20 protein-coding genes are annotated in these 16,925 nt (G+C 64.9%); 6 read left to right on the forward strand and 14 right to left on the reverse strand.

All coding sequences use genetic code 11. From position 1 onward, the window contains the following. Position 1: 1 nt before the first annotated feature. Entirely contained in the window at positions 2–841 is an 840-nt protein-coding gene (locus RX330_RS05725; RefSeq protein ID WP_317242350.1) for a class I SAM-dependent methyltransferase, read from the forward strand. A 50-nt stretch (positions 842–891) separates the two neighbouring features. On the opposite strand, the gene RX330_RS05730 is transcribed toward RX330_RS05725, so the two are convergent. From RX330_RS05730 to uvrC, 7 genes are all read right to left on the reverse strand, one after another. Beyond that, complete coding sequence (locus RX330_RS05730) at positions 892–2,022, reverse strand: YihY/virulence factor BrkB family protein (protein WP_212080251.1); 1,131 nt, start codon at positions 2,020–2,022, stop codon at positions 892–894. Continuing rightward, the gene (locus RX330_RS05735; RefSeq protein WP_212080253.1) at positions 2,022–2,609 is read right to left on the reverse strand and encodes a phage holin family protein; all 588 of its coding nucleotides are present in this window, start codon (positions 2,607–2,609) and stop codon (positions 2,022–2,024) included. The genes RX330_RS05730 and RX330_RS05735 overlap by 1 nt, the downstream gene beginning before the upstream one ends. Before the next feature lie 89 nt (positions 2,610–2,698). Further along, a complete protein-coding gene (gene prmB / locus RX330_RS05740) occupies positions 2,699–3,658 on the reverse strand; it encodes a 50S ribosomal protein L3 N(5)-glutamine methyltransferase (protein WP_317242351.1) in 960 nt (319 codons plus the stop codon). Then, entirely contained in the window at positions 3,658–4,140 is a 483-nt protein-coding gene (locus tag RX330_RS05745) for a molybdenum cofactor biosynthesis protein MoaE (RefSeq protein ID WP_317242352.1), read from the reverse strand. Before RX330_RS05745 ends, prmB begins: the two co-directional genes overlap by 1 nt. A gap of 3 nt (positions 4,141–4,143) precedes the next feature. Continuing rightward, a complete protein-coding gene (gene moaD / locus RX330_RS05750) occupies positions 4,144–4,395 on the reverse strand; it encodes a molybdopterin converting factor subunit 1 (protein ID WP_212080259.1) in 252 nt (83 codons plus the stop codon). After that, positions 4,392–5,009, reverse strand: a complete 618-nt coding sequence (gene pgsA / locus RX330_RS05755; protein ID WP_025033832.1) for a CDP-diacylglycerol--glycerol-3-phosphate 3-phosphatidyltransferase — start codon at positions 5,007–5,009, stop codon at positions 4,392–4,394. The genes moaD and pgsA overlap by 4 nt, the downstream gene beginning before the upstream one ends. A 95-nt stretch (positions 5,010–5,104) precedes the next feature. Then, positions 5,105–7,147, reverse strand: a complete 2,043-nt coding sequence (uvrC, locus tag RX330_RS05760) for an excinuclease ABC subunit UvrC (RefSeq protein WP_212080260.1) — start codon at positions 7,145–7,147, stop codon at positions 5,105–5,107. Between the two features lie 249 nt (positions 7,148–7,396). Here uvrC and RX330_RS05765 point away from each other — a divergent pair, with 249 nt between their 5' ends. After that, the gene (locus tag RX330_RS05765; RefSeq protein WP_212080262.1) at positions 7,397–8,020 is read left to right on the forward strand and encodes an outer membrane protein; all 624 of its coding nucleotides are present in this window, start codon (positions 7,397–7,399) and stop codon (positions 8,018–8,020) included. 97 nt (positions 8,021–8,117) lie between these two features. Here RX330_RS05765 and RX330_RS05770 read toward each other — a convergent pair whose 3' ends face one another. The 4 genes from RX330_RS05770 to RX330_RS05785 all read right to left on the reverse strand — a co-directional run bounded on the left by RX330_RS05770 (position 8,118) and on the right by RX330_RS05785 (position 10,956). Further along, positions 8,118–8,333 (reverse strand): cold-shock protein, encoded by a 216-nt coding sequence (locus RX330_RS05770; protein ID WP_008544396.1) that lies wholly within the window; start codon positions 8,331–8,333, stop codon positions 8,118–8,120. Between the two features lie 267 nt (positions 8,334–8,600). Then, positions 8,601–9,461, reverse strand: a complete 861-nt coding sequence (locus RX330_RS05775; protein WP_212080264.1) for a 23S rRNA (adenine(2030)-N(6))-methyltransferase RlmJ — start codon at positions 9,459–9,461, stop codon at positions 8,601–8,603. A gap of 194 nt (positions 9,462–9,655) precedes the next feature. Further along, positions 9,656–10,360, reverse strand: coding sequence for a ribonuclease T2 (locus RX330_RS05780; RefSeq protein ID WP_317242354.1), 705 nt, complete (start codon positions 10,358–10,360; stop codon positions 9,656–9,658). Positions 10,361–10,494: 134 nt separating this feature from the next. Continuing rightward, on the reverse strand, positions 10,495–10,956 hold the full coding sequence (locus RX330_RS05785; RefSeq protein WP_317242355.1) for a hypothetical protein: 462 nt from the start codon (positions 10,954–10,956) through the stop codon (positions 10,495–10,497). A gap of 184 nt (positions 10,957–11,140) precedes the next feature. Here RX330_RS05785 and RX330_RS05790 point away from each other — a divergent pair, with 184 nt between their 5' ends. Next, a complete protein-coding gene (locus RX330_RS05790; protein WP_212080269.1) occupies positions 11,141–11,440 on the forward strand; it encodes a hypothetical protein in 300 nt (99 codons plus the stop codon). A 43-nt stretch (positions 11,441–11,483) separates the two neighbouring features. Continuing rightward, positions 11,484–12,014: a DUF3617 domain-containing protein gene (locus RX330_RS05795; protein ID WP_317242356.1), complete on the forward strand. Its 531-nt coding sequence runs from the start codon at positions 11,484–11,486 to the stop codon at positions 12,012–12,014. A gap of 59 nt (positions 12,015–12,073) precedes the next feature. Here the strand turns inward: RX330_RS05795 and RX330_RS05800 are convergent, their stop codons facing one another. Genes RX330_RS05800 through RX330_RS05810 form a run of 3 tightly spaced genes read right to left on the reverse strand, consistent with a single transcriptional unit; the run spans position 12,074 to position 14,748 of the window. Next, positions 12,074–13,462, reverse strand: a complete 1,389-nt coding sequence (locus RX330_RS05800; protein ID WP_317242357.1) for an ATP-binding protein — start codon at positions 13,460–13,462, stop codon at positions 12,074–12,076. Between the two features lie 18 nt (positions 13,463–13,480). Continuing rightward, positions 13,481–14,212, reverse strand: a complete 732-nt coding sequence (locus RX330_RS05805) for a response regulator transcription factor (RefSeq protein ID WP_317242358.1) — start codon at positions 14,210–14,212, stop codon at positions 13,481–13,483. Further along, complete coding sequence (locus RX330_RS05810; protein ID WP_249152868.1) at positions 14,209–14,748, reverse strand: MarR family winged helix-turn-helix transcriptional regulator; 540 nt, start codon at positions 14,746–14,748, stop codon at positions 14,209–14,211. The genes RX330_RS05805 and RX330_RS05810 overlap by 4 nt, the downstream gene beginning before the upstream one ends. 338 nt (positions 14,749–15,086) lie before the next feature. Between RX330_RS05810 and RX330_RS05815 the strand changes: the two genes are divergently transcribed. Both RX330_RS05815 and RX330_RS05820 read left to right on the forward strand, forming a co-directional pair. Beyond that, on the forward strand, positions 15,087–16,169 hold the full coding sequence (locus RX330_RS05815; RefSeq protein WP_212080277.1) for a branched-chain amino acid aminotransferase: 1,083 nt from the start codon (positions 15,087–15,089) through the stop codon (positions 16,167–16,169). A gap of 204 nt (positions 16,170–16,373) precedes the next feature. After that, entirely contained in the window at positions 16,374–16,898 is a 525-nt protein-coding gene (locus RX330_RS05820; RefSeq protein ID WP_317242359.1) for a YegJ family protein, read from the forward strand. The last annotated feature ends 27 nt before the right edge of the window (positions 16,899–16,925 follow it).

Raw genomic sequence — 16,925 nt, forward strand, 5'->3', positions numbered from 1 at the left:
CATGTCGACATCCGCCGCACTCAAACAGGCTCCGGCTCAGCCCGATCTAGCCGCCGTCAAGCAGCGCCAGCATGGCGCCTGGTCATCGGGCGACTATGCCGTGGTCGGGACCACACTGCAGATCGTCGGCGAGCAACTCTGCGAATCCCTGGATTTGCGAGCCGGCAGCAAGGTGCTGGACGTCGCTGCCGGCAACGGCAACGCGACGCTGGCCGCGGCCCGGCGCTGGTGTGACGTCACATCCACCGACTATGTTCCGGAGTTGCTCAAGCGCGGGCAGGAGCGCGCGGCGGCGGACCACCTGACGGTCGAATTTCGCGAGGCGGACGCCGAAGCCCTGCCGTTTGCGGACGCGAGCTACGACGTCGTGCTCTCGACCTTCGGGGTGATGTTCACGCCGGACCAGGACAAGGCGGCCTCCGAGCTCGCACGCGTCTGCAAATCCGGCGGCAAGATCGGCCTGGCCAATTGGACCCCGCAGGGCTTCATCGGCCAGCTGTTCAAGACCATAGGCAAGCATCTGCCGCCGCCGGCCGGCGTGAAGTCGCCGGCGCTGTGGGGCACGCGGGCACGACTCGAGGAGATGTTCGCAAGCCAAGCCTCCGACATCTCGGCCGAGCCTCGCATGTTCGTGTTCCGCTACCGCTCGCCCGAGCACTGGCTCGATGTCTTCAAGACCTTCTACGGGCCGACACTGAAGGCGTTTGCCGCGCTCGACGAGAGCGGCCAGGCTGCGCTGAGACGCGATCTGCTGGCGCTGCTCGGCGAATTCAACCATGCCGATGACGGCACCATCGTCGTGCACAGCGAGTATCTGGAAGTCGTGATCACCAAGCGCTGAGATGCCGCTTGATCGGGCCGGGCAAGCTCCGGCCCGATCGTCCTCATCGGCTAGAATGGGGCGCTTGCACCGACCGTGTCGGCAGAGACCGCCTGGCGGGTGCCGAGCGGTTTCGGCTGCCCCTCGGTCGTATCCCGCAGGGTCTGCCGCTCGATCTCCGAATTCAGCTCGGCGCCGAACATGATGACGATCGCCGACATCCACATCCACGTCATCAGGCCGATCGCCGCTCCGAGCGAGCCGTAGGTCGCGTTGTAATTGGCGAATTCGGAGAGATACCAGGACAGGAGCGCCGAGCCGGCGATCCAGAGAAGGGCCGCGATCACCGCGCCGAGGCTCAGCCATTGCCAGCGCGGGGCATCGCGACTGGGCGCGAAGCGGTACAGGATCGCAAGCGCCACCAGCAGGATGAGGAACAGCAGCGGCCATCGCGCCAGCGCCACGATCAGCTTGCTTTCGGGCGCCATGCCGAGGTGATTGAGCGCGAGGGGGAAGGCGACGACGGCACCGACCATCAGCAGCAGCGCCACGATGCCGCCGACCGTGAAGGCCAGCGATACCATGTTGAGCTTGACGAAGCTCCGCTTCTCACGCTCCTCATAGGCGACATTCAGGGCATCGAAGATCGCCTTGACGCCCGCATTGGCGCTCCAGATCGCGAGCAGGAGGCCGAGCAGGAAGGTGGCGCCGAGCGTGGTATTGCCGTTCGAGACCACGCGCGCGACCTGATCCTCGACGATCTGGAACGAACCTTCGGGCAGCATCGTCGCAAGCGTGTGGAGATTGGAGCTGATCGTGGAGGGATCGGCGAACAGGCCGTAGGAGGAGACCACCGCCGTGACGGCAGGGAAAACCGCGAGCAGCCCAAAGAATACGACGCCGCCTGCGGTCGCCAGCAGCCGATCCTCGTCGATGCGTTGATAAGTGCGCCAGAAGATATCCTTCCAGCCCGCCCAGGGAATCGTGAACGGGCTCTTCGCATGACGGCCGCGGCCAGGCTGCACGGCCGCGCCCGCCGGATGGGTTTCCGGTGAATTCGCCTCGCCTTTGCGGCGGTCTTGGGGAGGTCCCGACCGGACCAGGCCGGAGTCCTGAAAGTAGCGCTCCGCCGTCAGCACGAAGACGGCGGTTGCCGCCACCAGCAGCCAGCTGTCGATCTGCTCGGAGCGCCGCACCAGCATCAAGCGTCCAATCGATGGCCGTGACGCCTGCGGCGTGCCGCAGTGAACCCCGCCAGTCCAATTGCCGCGAGCATCAGGCCAAGCTGCACGGGCCGGTTGGTGCGCGCTGGCAACGCTCTTGCGCCATGGCGGCGCTCGCCGGGCGCGAGCGGCGCAAGGGGAATGGCGGTCGCGACCTCCTTCACCGCCTCCTTGACCGTTCCGCGCGGAATTCGCGGGGTCGCTATGGCCACGCGCAAACGGCTGGCAAGTGGCACGATCGGCCTGGCTTTGCGCTTCATCTGAGCGGCCGCCACGCCGGCACAGATCGCGGCCAGCACCAGCAGCACCGCGCCGACGGCACCAAACCCCCAGAACTGCCCGTAAGCGATGGCAACCCAGCGGTACAGAGCCATCAGGCCGACGAAGAATGCCGCCACAACGAACAGGCCCGCGACGGCGAACAGCCCGCCGGCAACGGCGTAAGACGTCACCTTGCCGGTGGCCTGGCTGGTCTGGTCACGCAGATAGGATTGAGCGGCGCGTTTGACGTGGTTGAGCTTCAGCGCCATGCCGGCGCGTAGCAATTCGCCCGATGGCGCGAGCATCTGGACATCCTCCGAGAGCGAGAAAATTCGTCGGGGGATGAACGTGGCCGAATTTGACTTGTTCCGTTCGGGCCCGCGGCCGGGAGCGTTCAGTTGAGATCGGCGGCTGCGATCCAGAACACCTCGCCCTCGGATTCCTCGGTGTCGAGCCAGAGCAGCGGCAGTTCCGGAAAGGCCTCGTCGATCAGATCACGGCCGCGGCCGATCTCGCAGATCAGCCCGCCCTCCGGCGTCAGGTGCTCGGGCGCCTCGCGCAGGATCCGGCGCACCACGTCGAGGCCGTCGCGGCCCCCATCGAAGGCGAGCTTCGGCTCGGCCCGGCATTCCGGCGGCAGCGCCGCCATGCCTTCGGCATCGACATAGGGCGGATTGGTGATGATCAGGTCGTAGCGCGCATCGCCGAGCGGGGCGAACAGGTCGCCGCGATACAGGCTGATCCGGTCCTCGAGCCCGTATTCGCCGACATTTCGCGCGGCGACCTCGAACGCGCCCTTGGAGATGTCGACGGCATCGACGGTGGCGTTCGGAAAATGATGCGCGGCAAGGATGGCGAGGCATCCCGATCCCGTGCACAGATCGAGCACGCGCTCGACGGCCATGGGATCGTCGATCAGCGCGCCGACGCTTTCTTCGCCGCCGAAATGCGACTCCAGCAGCTCGCCGATGAAGGAGCGCGGAACGATGACGCGCTCGTCGACATAGAAGGGCAGGCCGCGCATGTAGATCTTGTTGACGAGATAGGCGGCCGGTTTGCGCGTGGTGACCCGCTGATGAATGAGATCGAGGACGGTCTTGCCCTCCGCGGCCGTGACGCGCGCGTTGGCGAACATCTCGAACTGTTCGGGATTGAGGTGCAGCGCCTCGCTGACCAGGAAGGCGGCCTCGGCAACCGGATCGGTCGTGCCATGGGCAAAGGCTAGCTCGGCTTCGACAAAGCGGCTCACCGCATAGCGGACGTAATCGAGCAGCGTGAGAAGTTCGCCCGGACCGATCTTGGCAAATTTTGGCGCGGCGCGGCCGCGCCCGGACTTTTTGGATGGTTTTGCCATCAGGATCGGGTCCAGCGTGCGGCGGCTTCGTCGTCGCGGGCCTGGGCCTCGACCCAGCCGGTGCCGGCGTCGCTTTCTTCCTTCTTCCAGAAGGGCGCGCTCGTCTTGAGATAATCCATCAGGAACTCGGCCGCCTGGAAGGCGGCCTGGCGGTGCTGCGAGGCGGCCAGCACCAGCACGATGTTCTGGCCCGGCATGAAGCGGCCGACGCGGTGGATCACCGTGACGCCGTTCAGCGGCCAGCGCGAGGTCGCCTCGTCGACATGACGCCTGATCTCTTCCTCGGCCATGCCGGGGTAATGTTCGAGCGTCAGCGCGGCGATGTTCGCGCTGTCCTCGTCGGCGCGGCAGATGCCGGAAAAGCTCACGACGGCCCCGATGTCGGTGCGGCTCCCGGTCAGGAACGCGATTTCGCGGGCGATATCGAAATCATCCTCCTGAATACGAATCGTGACGGGGCAGGTGGAGACAGGGGAGGCCATGGTCTAGCCGCCGGTCATTGGCGGGAAGAACGCGATTTCGCGGGCGCCGGTGATCACAGCGTCCGATTTGACATGGGCGTGGTCGATCGCGGCGCGGATCACCTTCGGCTTCTCGAACGCGTAGGCGTAGGCCTCGCTTTGGCTCGACAGCCAGGCGATCAGCTCCGCGACGGTGTGCACGGTCGCAGGGGGCTCGATGGTCTCCTCCGCCTTGCCGACGCGCTCGCGCACCCAGGCAAAATATTTCACCTTCATCCCTCGTCCTCCTTGATGAGGTGATGGATGCCGGCACGGAAATAGTCGTAGCCGGTATAAATGGTCACGATCGCCGAGGCCCACAGCAGCGCGAGGCCAATCATCGAGACGACGGGCACCACCTCGTCGCCGGCAGGTCCGGCGAGCAGAAAGCCGATGGCAACGAGTTGGACCGTGGTCTTCCACTTGGCAAGCTTGGTCACGGGCACGCTGACGCGAAGCGCGGCAAGATATTCGCGCAGGCCCGAGACCAGGATCTCGCGGCACAGGATCACGATGGCGGCCCACAGCGACCAGCCGTGGATGATGCCGTCGGCGGCCAGCATCAGCAGGCACGAGGCGACCAGCAGCTTGTCGGCGATCGGATCGAGCATCCGGCCGAACGCCGATTGCTGATTCCAGATCCGCGCATAATAGCCGTCGAGGTAGTCGGTCACCGCGGCGCCGATGAAGATGGCTACCGCCACCCAGCGCAGCCACAGCGGCTGATCCAGAATCGATTGCGCGTAGATGCATCCGACCACGACCGGGATCGCGGCGATCCGGCCATAGGTCAGAATGTTCGGGAGGGACATCGCGCGGCTGGTCGTCCCTCGTGTCGTGGCGATGTTCATCCGTCCTACCAATACCGCTGCGGCCTGAAGGTCAACCGTCCCGCTCCCAGATGGGGTGCGGGATGCGACGAGCATATGACCGCGACTCCTTTAGTTCATCCCGGCTGGGGATGGAAATACTCGAAAATCCTGCGGGCGCTCTCGGCGCTCACCCCCGGAACCTTGCCGAGATCGGCAATCGAGGCGCGTTCGATCTCCTTCAGGGTCCCGAAATGATGCAGCAAGGCACGTTTGCGTGACGGGCCGATGCCCGGAATCTCCTGCAAGCCGGCCTCGCGGATGTCCTTCTTGCGCAGCTTGCGGTGCGAGCCGATGACGAAGCGGTGGGCCTCGTCGCGCAAGCGCTGGATGAAATAGAGCACGGGGTCGCGCGGCTCCAGCTTGATGGCCTCGCGTTCCGGCATGAACAGGGTCTCGCGGCCGGCATCCCGGTCCGGCCCCTTGGCGACCGACATCAGCGACACCTGGGTCAGGCCGAGATTTGCGAAGATCTCGCGGACGGCGTTGAGCTGGCCGCGGCCGCCGTCGATGATGACGAGATCGGGCCATTGCGGGAAGTCGTCGTCCTTCGCCTTGACCGTGCCTTCCTCGGGGGGATTGATCAGGCGCTTGAAGCGCCGCTCGAGGACCTCGCGCATCATCGCGAAGTCGTCGCCGGGCGTGATACCTTCCGACTTGATGTTGAACTTGCGGTACTGGTTCTTCACGAAACCATCCGGGCCGGCGACGATCATGGCGCCGACCGCGTTCGTGCCCTGGATGTGGCTGTTGTCGTAGACTTCGATTCGCTTGGGCGAATGCGGCAGGCTCAGGGTTGCCGCTATGGCGTCGAGCAGGCGGCTTTGCGTGGCGGTATCGGCGAGCTTGCGGCCGAGCGCCTCGCGCGCATTGGTCAGCGCGTGAGCGACCAGCTCCTTCTTCTCGCCACGCTTGGGCGCGGCAACCTCGACCTTGTGGCCGGCCTTGATTGCCAGCGCATCGGCGAGCAGATCGCTCTCCTCGATCTCGTGCGAGAGCAGGATGTTCCTCGGCGGCGGCTTGTCGTCGTAGAACTGGGCGAGGAAGGAACCGAGCACCTCTTCCGGGGTGAAGGTCTTTTCCGCGCGCGGAAAATAGGCGCGGTTGCCCCAGTTCTGGCCGGTGCGGAAGAAGAACACCTCGACGCAGGAGAAGCCGCCTTCCTGGTGGATGGCGAACACGTCGGCTTCCTCGACCGTGCGCGGATTGATACCCTGCTGCGACTGGATCGCCGACAGCGCGGCGAGGCGGTCGCGGTAGAGCGCGGCGCGCTCGAACTCGAGCTCACCCGCCGCCTTTTCCATCTCGCCGGCAAGCTCCTGCTTCACCGCATGGCTTTTGCCCGACAGGAAGTCGCTCGCCTCGCGCACCAGCGTCGTATAGCCTCCGAAGTCGATCTCGCGGGTGCAGGGGCCGGCGCAGCGGCGGATCTGGTAGAGCAGGCAAGGCCGGGTGCGGCTCTCGAAGAAGGAATCGGTGCAGGAGCGGATCAGGAACGCGCGCTGCAAGGCCGTGATGGTGCGGTTGACCGCGCCGGCGGAGGCGAACGGACCGAAATAGCGTCCGGGCCGGCTCTGCGCGCCGCGATGTTTCAGGATCTGCGGCGCCCAATGGTCCCCGGTGATCAGGATATAGGGAAACGACTTGTCGTCGCGCAGCTGCACGTTGAAGCGCGGCCGAAGCTGCTTGATGAGGTTGGCTTCCAGCAGCAGCGCTTCGGTCTCGGTATTGGTCGAGACGATCTCCACGGTCACCGTGGCGGCGATCATGCGCAGGATGCGGGCCGGCTGCGGCGCGTTTTGCCGCGCGTAGCTGGACAGGCGCTTTTTGACGTTCTTGGCTTTGCCGACATAGAGCACGTCGGCATTCGCATTGAGCATGCGATAGACGCCGGGCGAGGTGGGGGCGAGGCGGACGGCGCGCTCGATCGCCTCGTGGCCGCTCGCCAGCGGGCCTTCGCCGACTGCGCCGCTCTCTTCCAGGATATCAGGCAGCCGCGCCTCGTCCTCATCGTCGCCGCCCGTGGTGGCAGGATCGAGGTCGGGCGGCGTGTCGCTCGCGGCAGCCCGCGGCAATTTGTGCGCGCGGTCGTCCGGATTGTCGGTGGAATCGTGAGCCATGGAGCGAATTTAGGCGCTGGGGGTGCCGATTTGAAGTTCCGGCCATGCGGCGCGCACAGGCCGCGACGCAGTTCCCGGTAACACTTGCTTAAGCCTGTTAACAGCGCGGTAACCCAGCTTAACAGGCCTTTAACTTAAAACTCTCGATAAATCTTACGCGAAAAGGTGGTGGTTCCGTAACCATGCGGTTTGCCGCGCGCGGCGGCGCGGGCATCGCACCGGTGGCGGCAGTTGCGTTGGAGTTAAGTGATGAAGAGGCTCGTTGTGGGCGCAGCCGCGTTGGTTGCAGCCGGCTGGACAGCTTCGGCAGAGGCCGCCGATCTCAGTTACGGGCAGCGTGCGCCCTATACCGTCAACCAGCCGCTCAATGCGTATAGCTGGGCTGGCCCCTATCTCGGCGGCAACATCGGCTATGAATGGGGCTCGGTCGACAACAATCCTTCAAAGCCGTCCGGCTTCGTCGGCGGCGTGCAGGCCGGCTACAACTTCCAGAACGGCCCGTTCGTGTTCGGCGTCGAAGGCGACATCCAGGCCGCCGGCGCCGACGATACCTTCGCGCCGTGGAAGTTCTCCAATCCGTGGTTCGGCACCCTGCGCGGCCGCGCCGGTTATGCCTTCAACAACGTGCTGTTCTACGGCACCGCCGGCCTCGCCTTCGGCGAGCTGCGCGCGCAGACCTTCGGCTGGTCTGAATCGCACACGACCGCCGGCTGGACCATCGGTGCTGGTGCGGAAGTCGGCCTGGCTCCGAACTGGAGCGCCAAGCTCGAATATCTCTACATCGATCTGTCGACCAGTCAGTTCGCAATTACGGGCGTGTCAAACGGCTATAGCGCCAACGTCGTGCGCGCTGGCGTGAACTATCGCTTCTGATAGCTGAAGAAGAAAATACCGGACAACAACTCCCGGCCGCTCGCGGCCGGGATTTTTTTGCGCGAAATGTTGCGCCGAATGTTGCTCGTCAGGCCCGCTAGGAGAGGATGACAAGGTTGACCGCCTTCGGTCCCTTCCCCTTCTTGTCCGGTTCGACTTCGAAAGTAATACGCTGCCCTTCCGCAAGGTCCTTCAGTCCGGCCCGCTCCACAGCAGTAATATGCACGAAGACGTCGCGGCCGCCGTCGTCAGGCTTGATGAAACCGTAGCCGCGTTCGCCGTTGAAAAACTTGACCGTTCCCGTCATGGCCATCGGGAAACTCCCCCTCATTGCTCCTCCGCCGCGACGCAGACTCACGTCACGACATGACCGGGCGTTACGAAGCCCGGGAGAGCTGGCCATCCTTGGGCGGACCGCTGGCGGTCCGGCCGGATCTTTCTTAGGCCTTCACTCCGCCGCAACCATTCGCGGAAGCGGAACGTAAAGCCAGTCACGGAAACAGCATAATACGGTTCTCTGCAGATTGACTACCGCTCCTGCATATTTTTCCCAAGAATGCCGGAGTGTTACGGCTTGCCTTCAAGGCTTGGGTACCTCCAATCGGAATCTGGCAGCACCGCCCTGGCCGAGCGGCATTTCCAGCTCGGGCAGGATCGTCTTGAGCTCGCTCTGCAGCGTGTAGGGCGGATTGACGATCAGGAGCCCGGTCGAGGCGAGGGCCCCGCCTTCGAGCTGGGGCGCGACACTGAATTCGAGGCGCAGACATTTTCCCGGTGGTTTTGCTGCAGCTGCGAGCCGCGCGACCGTTTCGGCCAGCATGTCGGTGGCACGGCGGTTCTTGGCCGGATACCAAATGACATAGATGCCGGTCGGCCATTTCGCGAAGGCCGTCGAGAAGGCTTCGCCCAGCCGCTCGAACTCGTCCTTTGCCTCGAAGGGCGGATCAATCAGCACGACGCCGCGCCGCTCCTTTGGCGGCACGAAGGCCGGCAGCGCCACCCAGCCGTCGAGGTCGACCACGCGGGCCTGTTCGTCCCGGCGCAGCACGCCGATCAGCGCTTTTCGCGCCTTCGGCTCGAGCTCGCAGGCGACGAGCCGGTCCTGCGGCCTGAGCAGACCGCGCGCGATCAAGGGGGAGCCCGGATAGGCCTTGAGCTCACCCTTCGGATTGAAGGCGCGGACGATGTCGAGATAGGGCTTGGCCAGCGCCGCGCTCTCGTTCGACAGGCGGGCCTGCAACAGCCGCGCGATGCCGGTCAGCCATTCGCCGCTCCTGCGCGCCTCGTCGCTGTCGAGATCGTAGAGACCGGCCCCGGCATGGGTGTCGATGACGCGGAACGCCCCCGGCTTGTCCTGCAGATAGGTGATGATGCGCGCCAGCACGATGTGCTTGATGACATCGGCGAAGCTGCCGGCGTGGAAGGCGTGACGGTAATTCATGGGAAGAGCACTACGCCACGTGATGGCTTGAGCAAAGAGGCACAATCACGTGTCCCGGACGCGGTGCAGCGTGTGACGCTGCGCCGCCGAGCCGGGATACAGCTTTTTCTTCTTGCGTGATGGCCCCCGGATCAGCAGTGCACTATGCCGCGTTCGCCGCGCATTGGACCGCATCCGGGGCAGGAGACCTCGGCCTATCCACCCCTGATCGGCGGCATGGTGACCTGATCGCGGCGGCAGGCGCGGCGTTCGATCTCGTCGCAGGCGCGGAATTGCAGGTCCTTGTTGAGGCAGATGCGGACCTCGGAGAGCCTGGTCCGGTTGCAGGTGACCGAGACCGCGGCGCTGCTCAGCCCGGGATTGGCCTTGATGAAGGCCTCCTCGACCTCCGCCGGCGCCACGGTCCTGGCCTGCGACAGATCGAGATATTCGGCCGGGATCTTGATCGCGGCGCGCGCCTTGCGGATCGTCTCGAAATAGCTGCGGCCCTCGAGGCCGGAGCAGGTGCCGTGCTTGTCCCATTCGTTGAAGATCAGGCCCGGGGCCGGCATCAAATCGAGCATCGAGGAGACGATGTTGCGGTTCAGTCGCGGCGCGGGCCGCTGGCAATATTCCGGAAAGCCATTCTCGTATTGCGGCCACAGCCCATGCACCACGAAGGCGTAGGGCCGTCCGCCGCACTGGATCTGCGACCGGCCGCCACGCTCGGCCGCCTCCTCACAGAACGAGGGCGACCACGACAGGGCCAGCACATAGAAGTCGAATTCGCCCGGCGCGTTCTGCCGTTTGTCCTGGGCCTTTGCGTCACCGGAGAACGAGGCCAGGCCCGCGGCAAGGATCAGGGAAAGGGCCAGTGAGATCACCAAGCGGGAGAACGAATGCAATCTGGAATGAAACATGGCAACGCCCCTCAACTAGACTGTGTGCGGAAGCCTAGCAGGCGATAAGAACATTTCAAGAACAAATTTCGTGCGGCTACTGCTGACGCCGCAAAGGGCCCGAATCAGGGCTCTTCAAGCTAGGGCCTCTCGAACTAAGGCTTGGCGGCTCGGCAGGCCGGATTGTAGGCCCAATTGCGGTCCACGCCGACCACGCACCACTCGACGCCATTGCCGTAAGCGGCGAAGCCGCCATCCTCGATGATCGAGAAGTGCACCTTGCGCATCTTGCCGTCGGTGAGCATGGCTTCGCCGGTGCAGTAGCGGCGCGGGATGTTGTCGGACTGCCAGGGCCGGAATGCGGTTTCGCGAACGGCCGCGAAGCCGGTGATCTTCAACGAGGAATTCCAGAATGTGGATTCCTTTTCGGCGAACTCGTTCGCGATCCGCGGGAGAGCCCAGTCGCAATCGGCAACGGCACCGTCATAGCGAGGGCCGCTCAGCCAGAAATTCAACTCCAGCGGATTGGCGGCCCTGGCCTCGCCGAGCGACAGCGCTCCGAACAGGAGGCCGAGCAAAGCGGCAAAGCGGAGCGATTTCAGGGAGGGGGCGCGCATGGTCAATCCAGACAGCTAAGGTCTTGCGAAGGTTGGACGGTGCCGCGAAGGCCGGGGGAGGTCAAGTGCAGCGCGGCAACACTTCGCCAGGAGTTGACTGCAACGCCCCCGCTGACGGGCCTTCAGTTCTTTTCACGGCGATCCCGGCACCGTAGACTGGCGCTAGCCAATTGGAGTGACGGTAATGCGAATCATTGCGGCCGCGGGTCTTCTCGCCAGCCTGGTTGTCTCGGGCCTGACGGCGAGCCAGTCGGCGCGTGCCGACTACGTGCCGGCGTTCAAGGGCAACGACACCGGCGGCATCGTCGCTTATTCCATGGCAACCCAGGTCGATGCGCGACAGGTCGCGGTCGATCATTGTGCGCGCTACGGCAAGGTCGTCAAATTCCTCGGCGTGCAGGCCTATGAGGGCGGTTACATTTCCTTCTCCTGCCGCTGGGTGCCCTATGGCGCCGCCGCCCAGCCGATCCGCACGCTGTACTGAAGCGCTTCGTAACGCCGCAATCTCTCAGCCGGGAGTCTCCCCCATGACGCGCAAACTCGCTTTGCTCGGCTCGGTCGCTTGTCTTGCGTTCTCGGCAGCCGGCGCCAGCGCCGACGATTTGCCGGTGCGCAAGGCCGGCCTTTGGGAAATGAAGCTGGTCACATCAGGCTCGCCGGTGCCCGAGATGACCATGCAGCACTGCACCGACGAGACAGTCGACAAGGAGATGAGCAACAACGTCTCGCCGATGGCCAAGCAGGTTTGCGCCAAGCAGGAGATCAAGAAGACCGCGACCGGCTATGTCAGCGATTCCGAGTGCAATGTCGCTGGGGTCAACACGACCTCGCATGCCGAGATCACGGGCGATTTCAACTCGGCCTACACGGTGAAGACCTCCTCGCACGCAAAGGGCGGTATCGCAGGTACGGCCGGCCGCGACAGCACCATGACGCTGCAAGCCAAATGGCTAGGGGCCTGCAAGCCGGATCAGAAGCCCGGCGACATCGTGATGCCCGGCGGCTTCAAGATGAACGTGCGCGATATGGACAAGCTGAAGGCACTGCTGCCGAAGTAGGTTCCTTCTCCTCCCAAGGAGAGAAAGGACGAGCGTCGAGTTTGTTGCAGCAGATTCTGCTACACCGGGATCCTCACACTCGCCCTTAGCCCCCCCATCGGACTGTCGCCAAGGGTGATGTCGCCGCCATGCGAGCGGGCGATGTCGCGGGCGATGGCGAGGCCGAGGCCCGTGCCGCCTTCGTCCTGGTTGCGGGCGTTGTCGAGCCGCAGGAACGGCTTGAACACCTCTTCGCGCAAATGCGCGGGAATGCCCGGCCCGTCATCGTCCACCGTGACGGTCAAATAACGGTGATCGCGCTGACCGGCGATGGCGATGCTCTTGCCGTAGCGCGCCGCGTTGGTGACGAGGTTGGCAAGGCAGCGCTTGAACGAGGCCGGCTTCACTGTCACGACGGGCAGGCCGTGGAAGGCAACGGTCGCGGTATGACCGTGGCGTTCGGCGTCGCCGCGCAATTCCTCCAGTGCCTGCGCCATGTCGGTCGGCTGCGACTGCTCGCCGGAATCGCCGCGCGCAAACGCAAGGTAGTCCTCCAGCATCATCGACATCTCGTCGACGTCCTTGCGCATCCCCTCCAGCTCCGGGCTGTCGCCGATCAGCGCCAGCTCGAGCTTGAAGCGGGTCAGGATGGTGCGCAGATCGTGGCTGACGCCGGCGAGCATCGCGGTGCGCTGCTCCATGGTGCGCTCGATGCGCGACTTCATCTCGAGGAAGGCGACCGAAGCGCGCCGCACCTCGCGCGCGCCTCGTGGGCGGAAGTTCGGCGCCTCACGGCCCTTGCCGAAACTCTCGGCGGCGTCCGCAAGCCGCAGGATCGGCTTGATCTGGTTGCGCAGGAACAGCACGGCGACGATCAGCAGGATCGAGGACGTGCCGACCATCCAGAACAGGAAGATCTCCGAATTCGAGGCGTAGGCTGCGCTGCGCTGCGCGAACACGCGCATCACGGCGTCGTCGAGCTGGATTCGGATCTCGACGAGATTGGAGCGGCCGACCGTGTCGATCCAGAACGAGCGTCCGATCTGGCGGCCGAGCTGCACCGACAGGGTCTGGTCGAGCAGCGAGAAGAACGGCTTTGGTCCCGGCGGCGGCATGTCGCCGGCGGGAAGGAAATCGACGACGAGGCCGAGGCGCTGCTGGGCGATGCGGCGGATCTGGTCGCGATCCCGGTCCTGCGGATAACCCTTGTAGACGTCGATCAGCGCGGCAATGTCCTGCACCACCGCGGCGGACAATCTGCGCGTCACCGTGTTCCAGTGCCGCTCCATGAACACGAAGGCGACGACCGATTGCAGCACCACCATCGGCACGATCATGATGAGGAGTGCGCGGGCGTAGAGGCCGGTCGGCATCCAGCCCTTGAACGCATTGCCCATCCAGCCATTGACGGCGGAGACGCGACCGGCCGCGCTCTTCAGAAGCGTGAGGCCGGTATCGATCGTGCTCATCTGGCGCGCTTCACTGTGTTATGGCGAGGCCACCAGCCGGTAGCCAATGCCGCGCACCGCCTGAAGAAACAGCGGATTGGCCGGGTCGGTCTCGATCTTGCGCCGGAGGCGGTTGATCTGCACGTCGACGGCGCGTTCATTGACGCTGCCATTGCCGGTCAGCGCGCTGCGCGGCACGGTCTCGCCCGGAGTCTCCGAAAGAATGCGCAGCATCTCGCGCTCGCGGTCGGTGAGGTGGATGACCTCCTCGCCCTGGCGCAGCTCCCCGCGCTCGAGATGGTAGATGTAGGGACCGAAAGCGATCTTCTCGATCGTAGCGGCCTGCGGCGGCGGGGCGGCGCGCTTGAGGATGTTGTTGATACGCAGCGCCAGTTCGCGCGGCTCGAACGGTTTCGCCACATAGTCGTCGGCGCCGATCTGCAGGCCCTCGATGCGGGCCTCGGCTTCATGACGTGCCGTCAGCATCACTATCGGCACCGAGGAGGATGTCCGGATGAAGCGGGCGAGATCGAAGCCGGTCTCGCCGGGCATCATCACGTCGAGGATCAGCAGGTCGAAATGCAGGCCCAGCAGTTTCGATCGTGCATCGCCGGCGCTTGCGGCGGTGGTGACGCGGTAGCCCTCTGCCGCGAGGAAGCGCGAGAGCAGATCGCGGATGCGGCGGTCGTCGTCGACGAGCAGCAGATGTGGTGCGTCATCGGCCGGGCGCGCCGGCGGGCGGGCGAGAGTGGCAGCGAGCGGCACGGTCACTCCTTGGCGTTGTTGACGGAAGCGAAGATCGTCTCGAGCACCTTGTCGGGATCGTCCCGATCGATCATCGCGCGCAGGAAGCGCTTGACGGTCTCGGCATCCTGCGGACTCATCTCGGCGAGCGCCTTGGTGATCCGCGTGGTCTGCAACCCGGCGAGCTTCTGCACCAGCGCTTCGCCCTTGGGCGTCGCGTAGAGCAGGCGCTGGCGGCGATCATTGTCGCCAGTCTTCTGCACGATGTAGCCCTCGTCCAGCAGCTGCTTGAGCACGCGGCCGAGCGACTGCTTGGTGATGCGCAGGACGTCGAGCAGATCAGCGACCTTCAGGCCGGGATAGCGGTAGACGAAGTGCATGACCCGGTGATGTGCCCGGCCGAAGCCGAAAGCCTCCAGCTCCTGGTCGGGATCGCCGACGAAGTCGCGATAGGCGAAGAACAGTAGCTCGATGATATCCCAGCGCAAATTGCCTCCACCGTCTGTGGCCGGCTTGGGCTCGGCGGCGTCGTGAGAGGAAGTCGCGAAATTTATGTCAGGCATATTGACGTATCTTGGGTTCAATGTTACAAAACGGTCAACCCACACGAAATTTTAGATCGTTTCGCGGCGGGTGGCGTCGAAGCAGGGACGGCGGAAAGGGCCGGACAGGCGACGACGGCCGGAGCAGGTCTACCGTGCGATTGTCGAGCGGCATTTCGGCAAAACATACTGGACTTCCGCGTTCCGCAAAAGCATGTCCTCGGCGACATGCTGGCCACGGGAAACCGGCCGTAACAAGGCTGGCGGTGGTTCAGCCAGACACCTAATGAAGCCAGCCGGCCCGAAACAGGGCGGCCGGCGCCAGAACAGCGCCGATACCGGCAGCGGGAGCCAAGGACATGAGCATGACATTCGACATCCAGCCCGCATCCAATCCGACACCCGAGAAGGATCGTGTCGCCAAGCTGGTGGACCCGGGCTTCGGCCGGGTCTTCACCGACCACATGGCGATCGTCCGCTACAACCAGGCCAAGGGCGGCTGGTACGAAGCGAAGATCGAGGCGCGGGCCAACTTCCAGCTCGATCCGGCCGGCGCGGTGCTGCACTACGCCCAGGAGATCTTCGAGGGCCTCAAGGCCTACAAGCGCGACGATGGCGGCGTGAACCTGTTCCGCCCCGACGCCAATGCGCGGCGCTTCAAGGACTCCGCCGACCGCATGGCGATGGCGCAGCTGCCCGAGGACGTTTTCATCGAGGCGGTCGAACAGGTCGTGCGCATCGACCGCGCCTGGATGCCGGGCGGCGAGGGCAGCCTGTATCTGCGCCCGTTCATGATCGCGAGCGAGACCTTCCTCGGCGTCAAGCCGTCGTCCGAATACATTTTTGCGGTGATCGCCTCGCCGGTGGGCTCGTACTTCAAGGGCGGGCCTGCGCCGGTTTCGATCTGGGTGTCGGAGAATTACACGCGCGCCGCGGTCGGCGGTACCGGCGCCGTCAAATGCGGCGGCAATTATGCCGCCAGCCTGCGCGCCCAGGCCGAAGCGATGCAGCATGGCTGCGATCAGGTCGTGTTCCTCGACGCGATCGAGCGCCGCTACATCGAGGAGCTCGGTGGCATGAACGTCTTCTTCGTGTTCGACGACGGCTCGCTCTCGACGCCGCCGCTCGGCACCATCCTGCCCGGCATCACCCGCGACTCCATCATCGCGCTGGCAAGGGATGCGGGCAAGACGGTGCGCGAAGAGCCGTATACGCTCGACCAGTGGCGCAAGGATGCGGCTAGCGGCAAGCTCAAGGAAGCGTTCGCCTGCGGCACGGCGGCCGTGATCTCGCCGATCGGCAAGGTGCGTTCGGTCAGCGGCGATTTCGAGATCGGCGGCGGCGCCGCCGGTCCCGTCGCCATGGGCCTGCGCAAGCAGCTCGTCGACATCCAGTACGGCCGCACCAACGATCCGCACAACTGGATCCGCAAGGTGTTTTGAGGCCTCGTGTCCCGGACGCGCAAAGCGCGAGCCGGGACCCAGAGTGCAGTTGGCTGGACCCGAGATCAGCAGCGCACCACGCCGCCAAGAGGCGGCGCGCTGCGCAGCATCCGGGGAACGCCGGTGGCGCCTAACTTCATGAACGCGCCGCCACAACTCCGCGACAAAGTCAGGATACATTGAGTCATCCTGGACATCGCGACCATGGCAGCAAAGCTCTCCCAACCCATGAAATGGGTCGTTCTCGCCGCAATCACCGGCGTTTCCGTCTTCGGCATCTGGGCCATCGGCCCCACGCACGAGGTCGTCGCGCAGGATCGCTCGCCGATCGTCGACGTCCGCACCGGCGATCCCGAGATGAATGCCGCGATCGCGCGCGCCCGTGGCTCGCTTCCCACCTTCTGGGCCTCCTATGACGCGCCAAAGCCGTCGGAGACGGGGCATTCCCTCAAAGCTCATTTTTCCACCCGCAAGGGCGGGGAGCACATCTGGATCGCCGAGATCAAGAAGCTACCCAACGGCAGTTATTCCGGCGTGTTCGCCAACGACCCGCGCGACCTGCCGGGCAAACGGGCCGGCGACGAGGTCAAGTTCGCCGAGGCCGACATCTCGGACTGGATGTTCATGCGCAACGGCAAGATCGTCGGCGGCGAAACCATCAAGCCGCTGCTCAAATCCATGCCGAAAGCCGACGCCGACGCGCTCCGGGCGCGGATGGAGCAGCCGTAGGGCAGTTGCCGCCTCGCGCCCCGGCTG

This window comes from Bradyrhizobium sp. NDS-1, from assembly GCF_032918005.1.
GTDB classification, from domain to species: Bacteria; Pseudomonadota; Alphaproteobacteria; order Rhizobiales; family Xanthobacteraceae; genus Bradyrhizobium; species Bradyrhizobium tunisiense.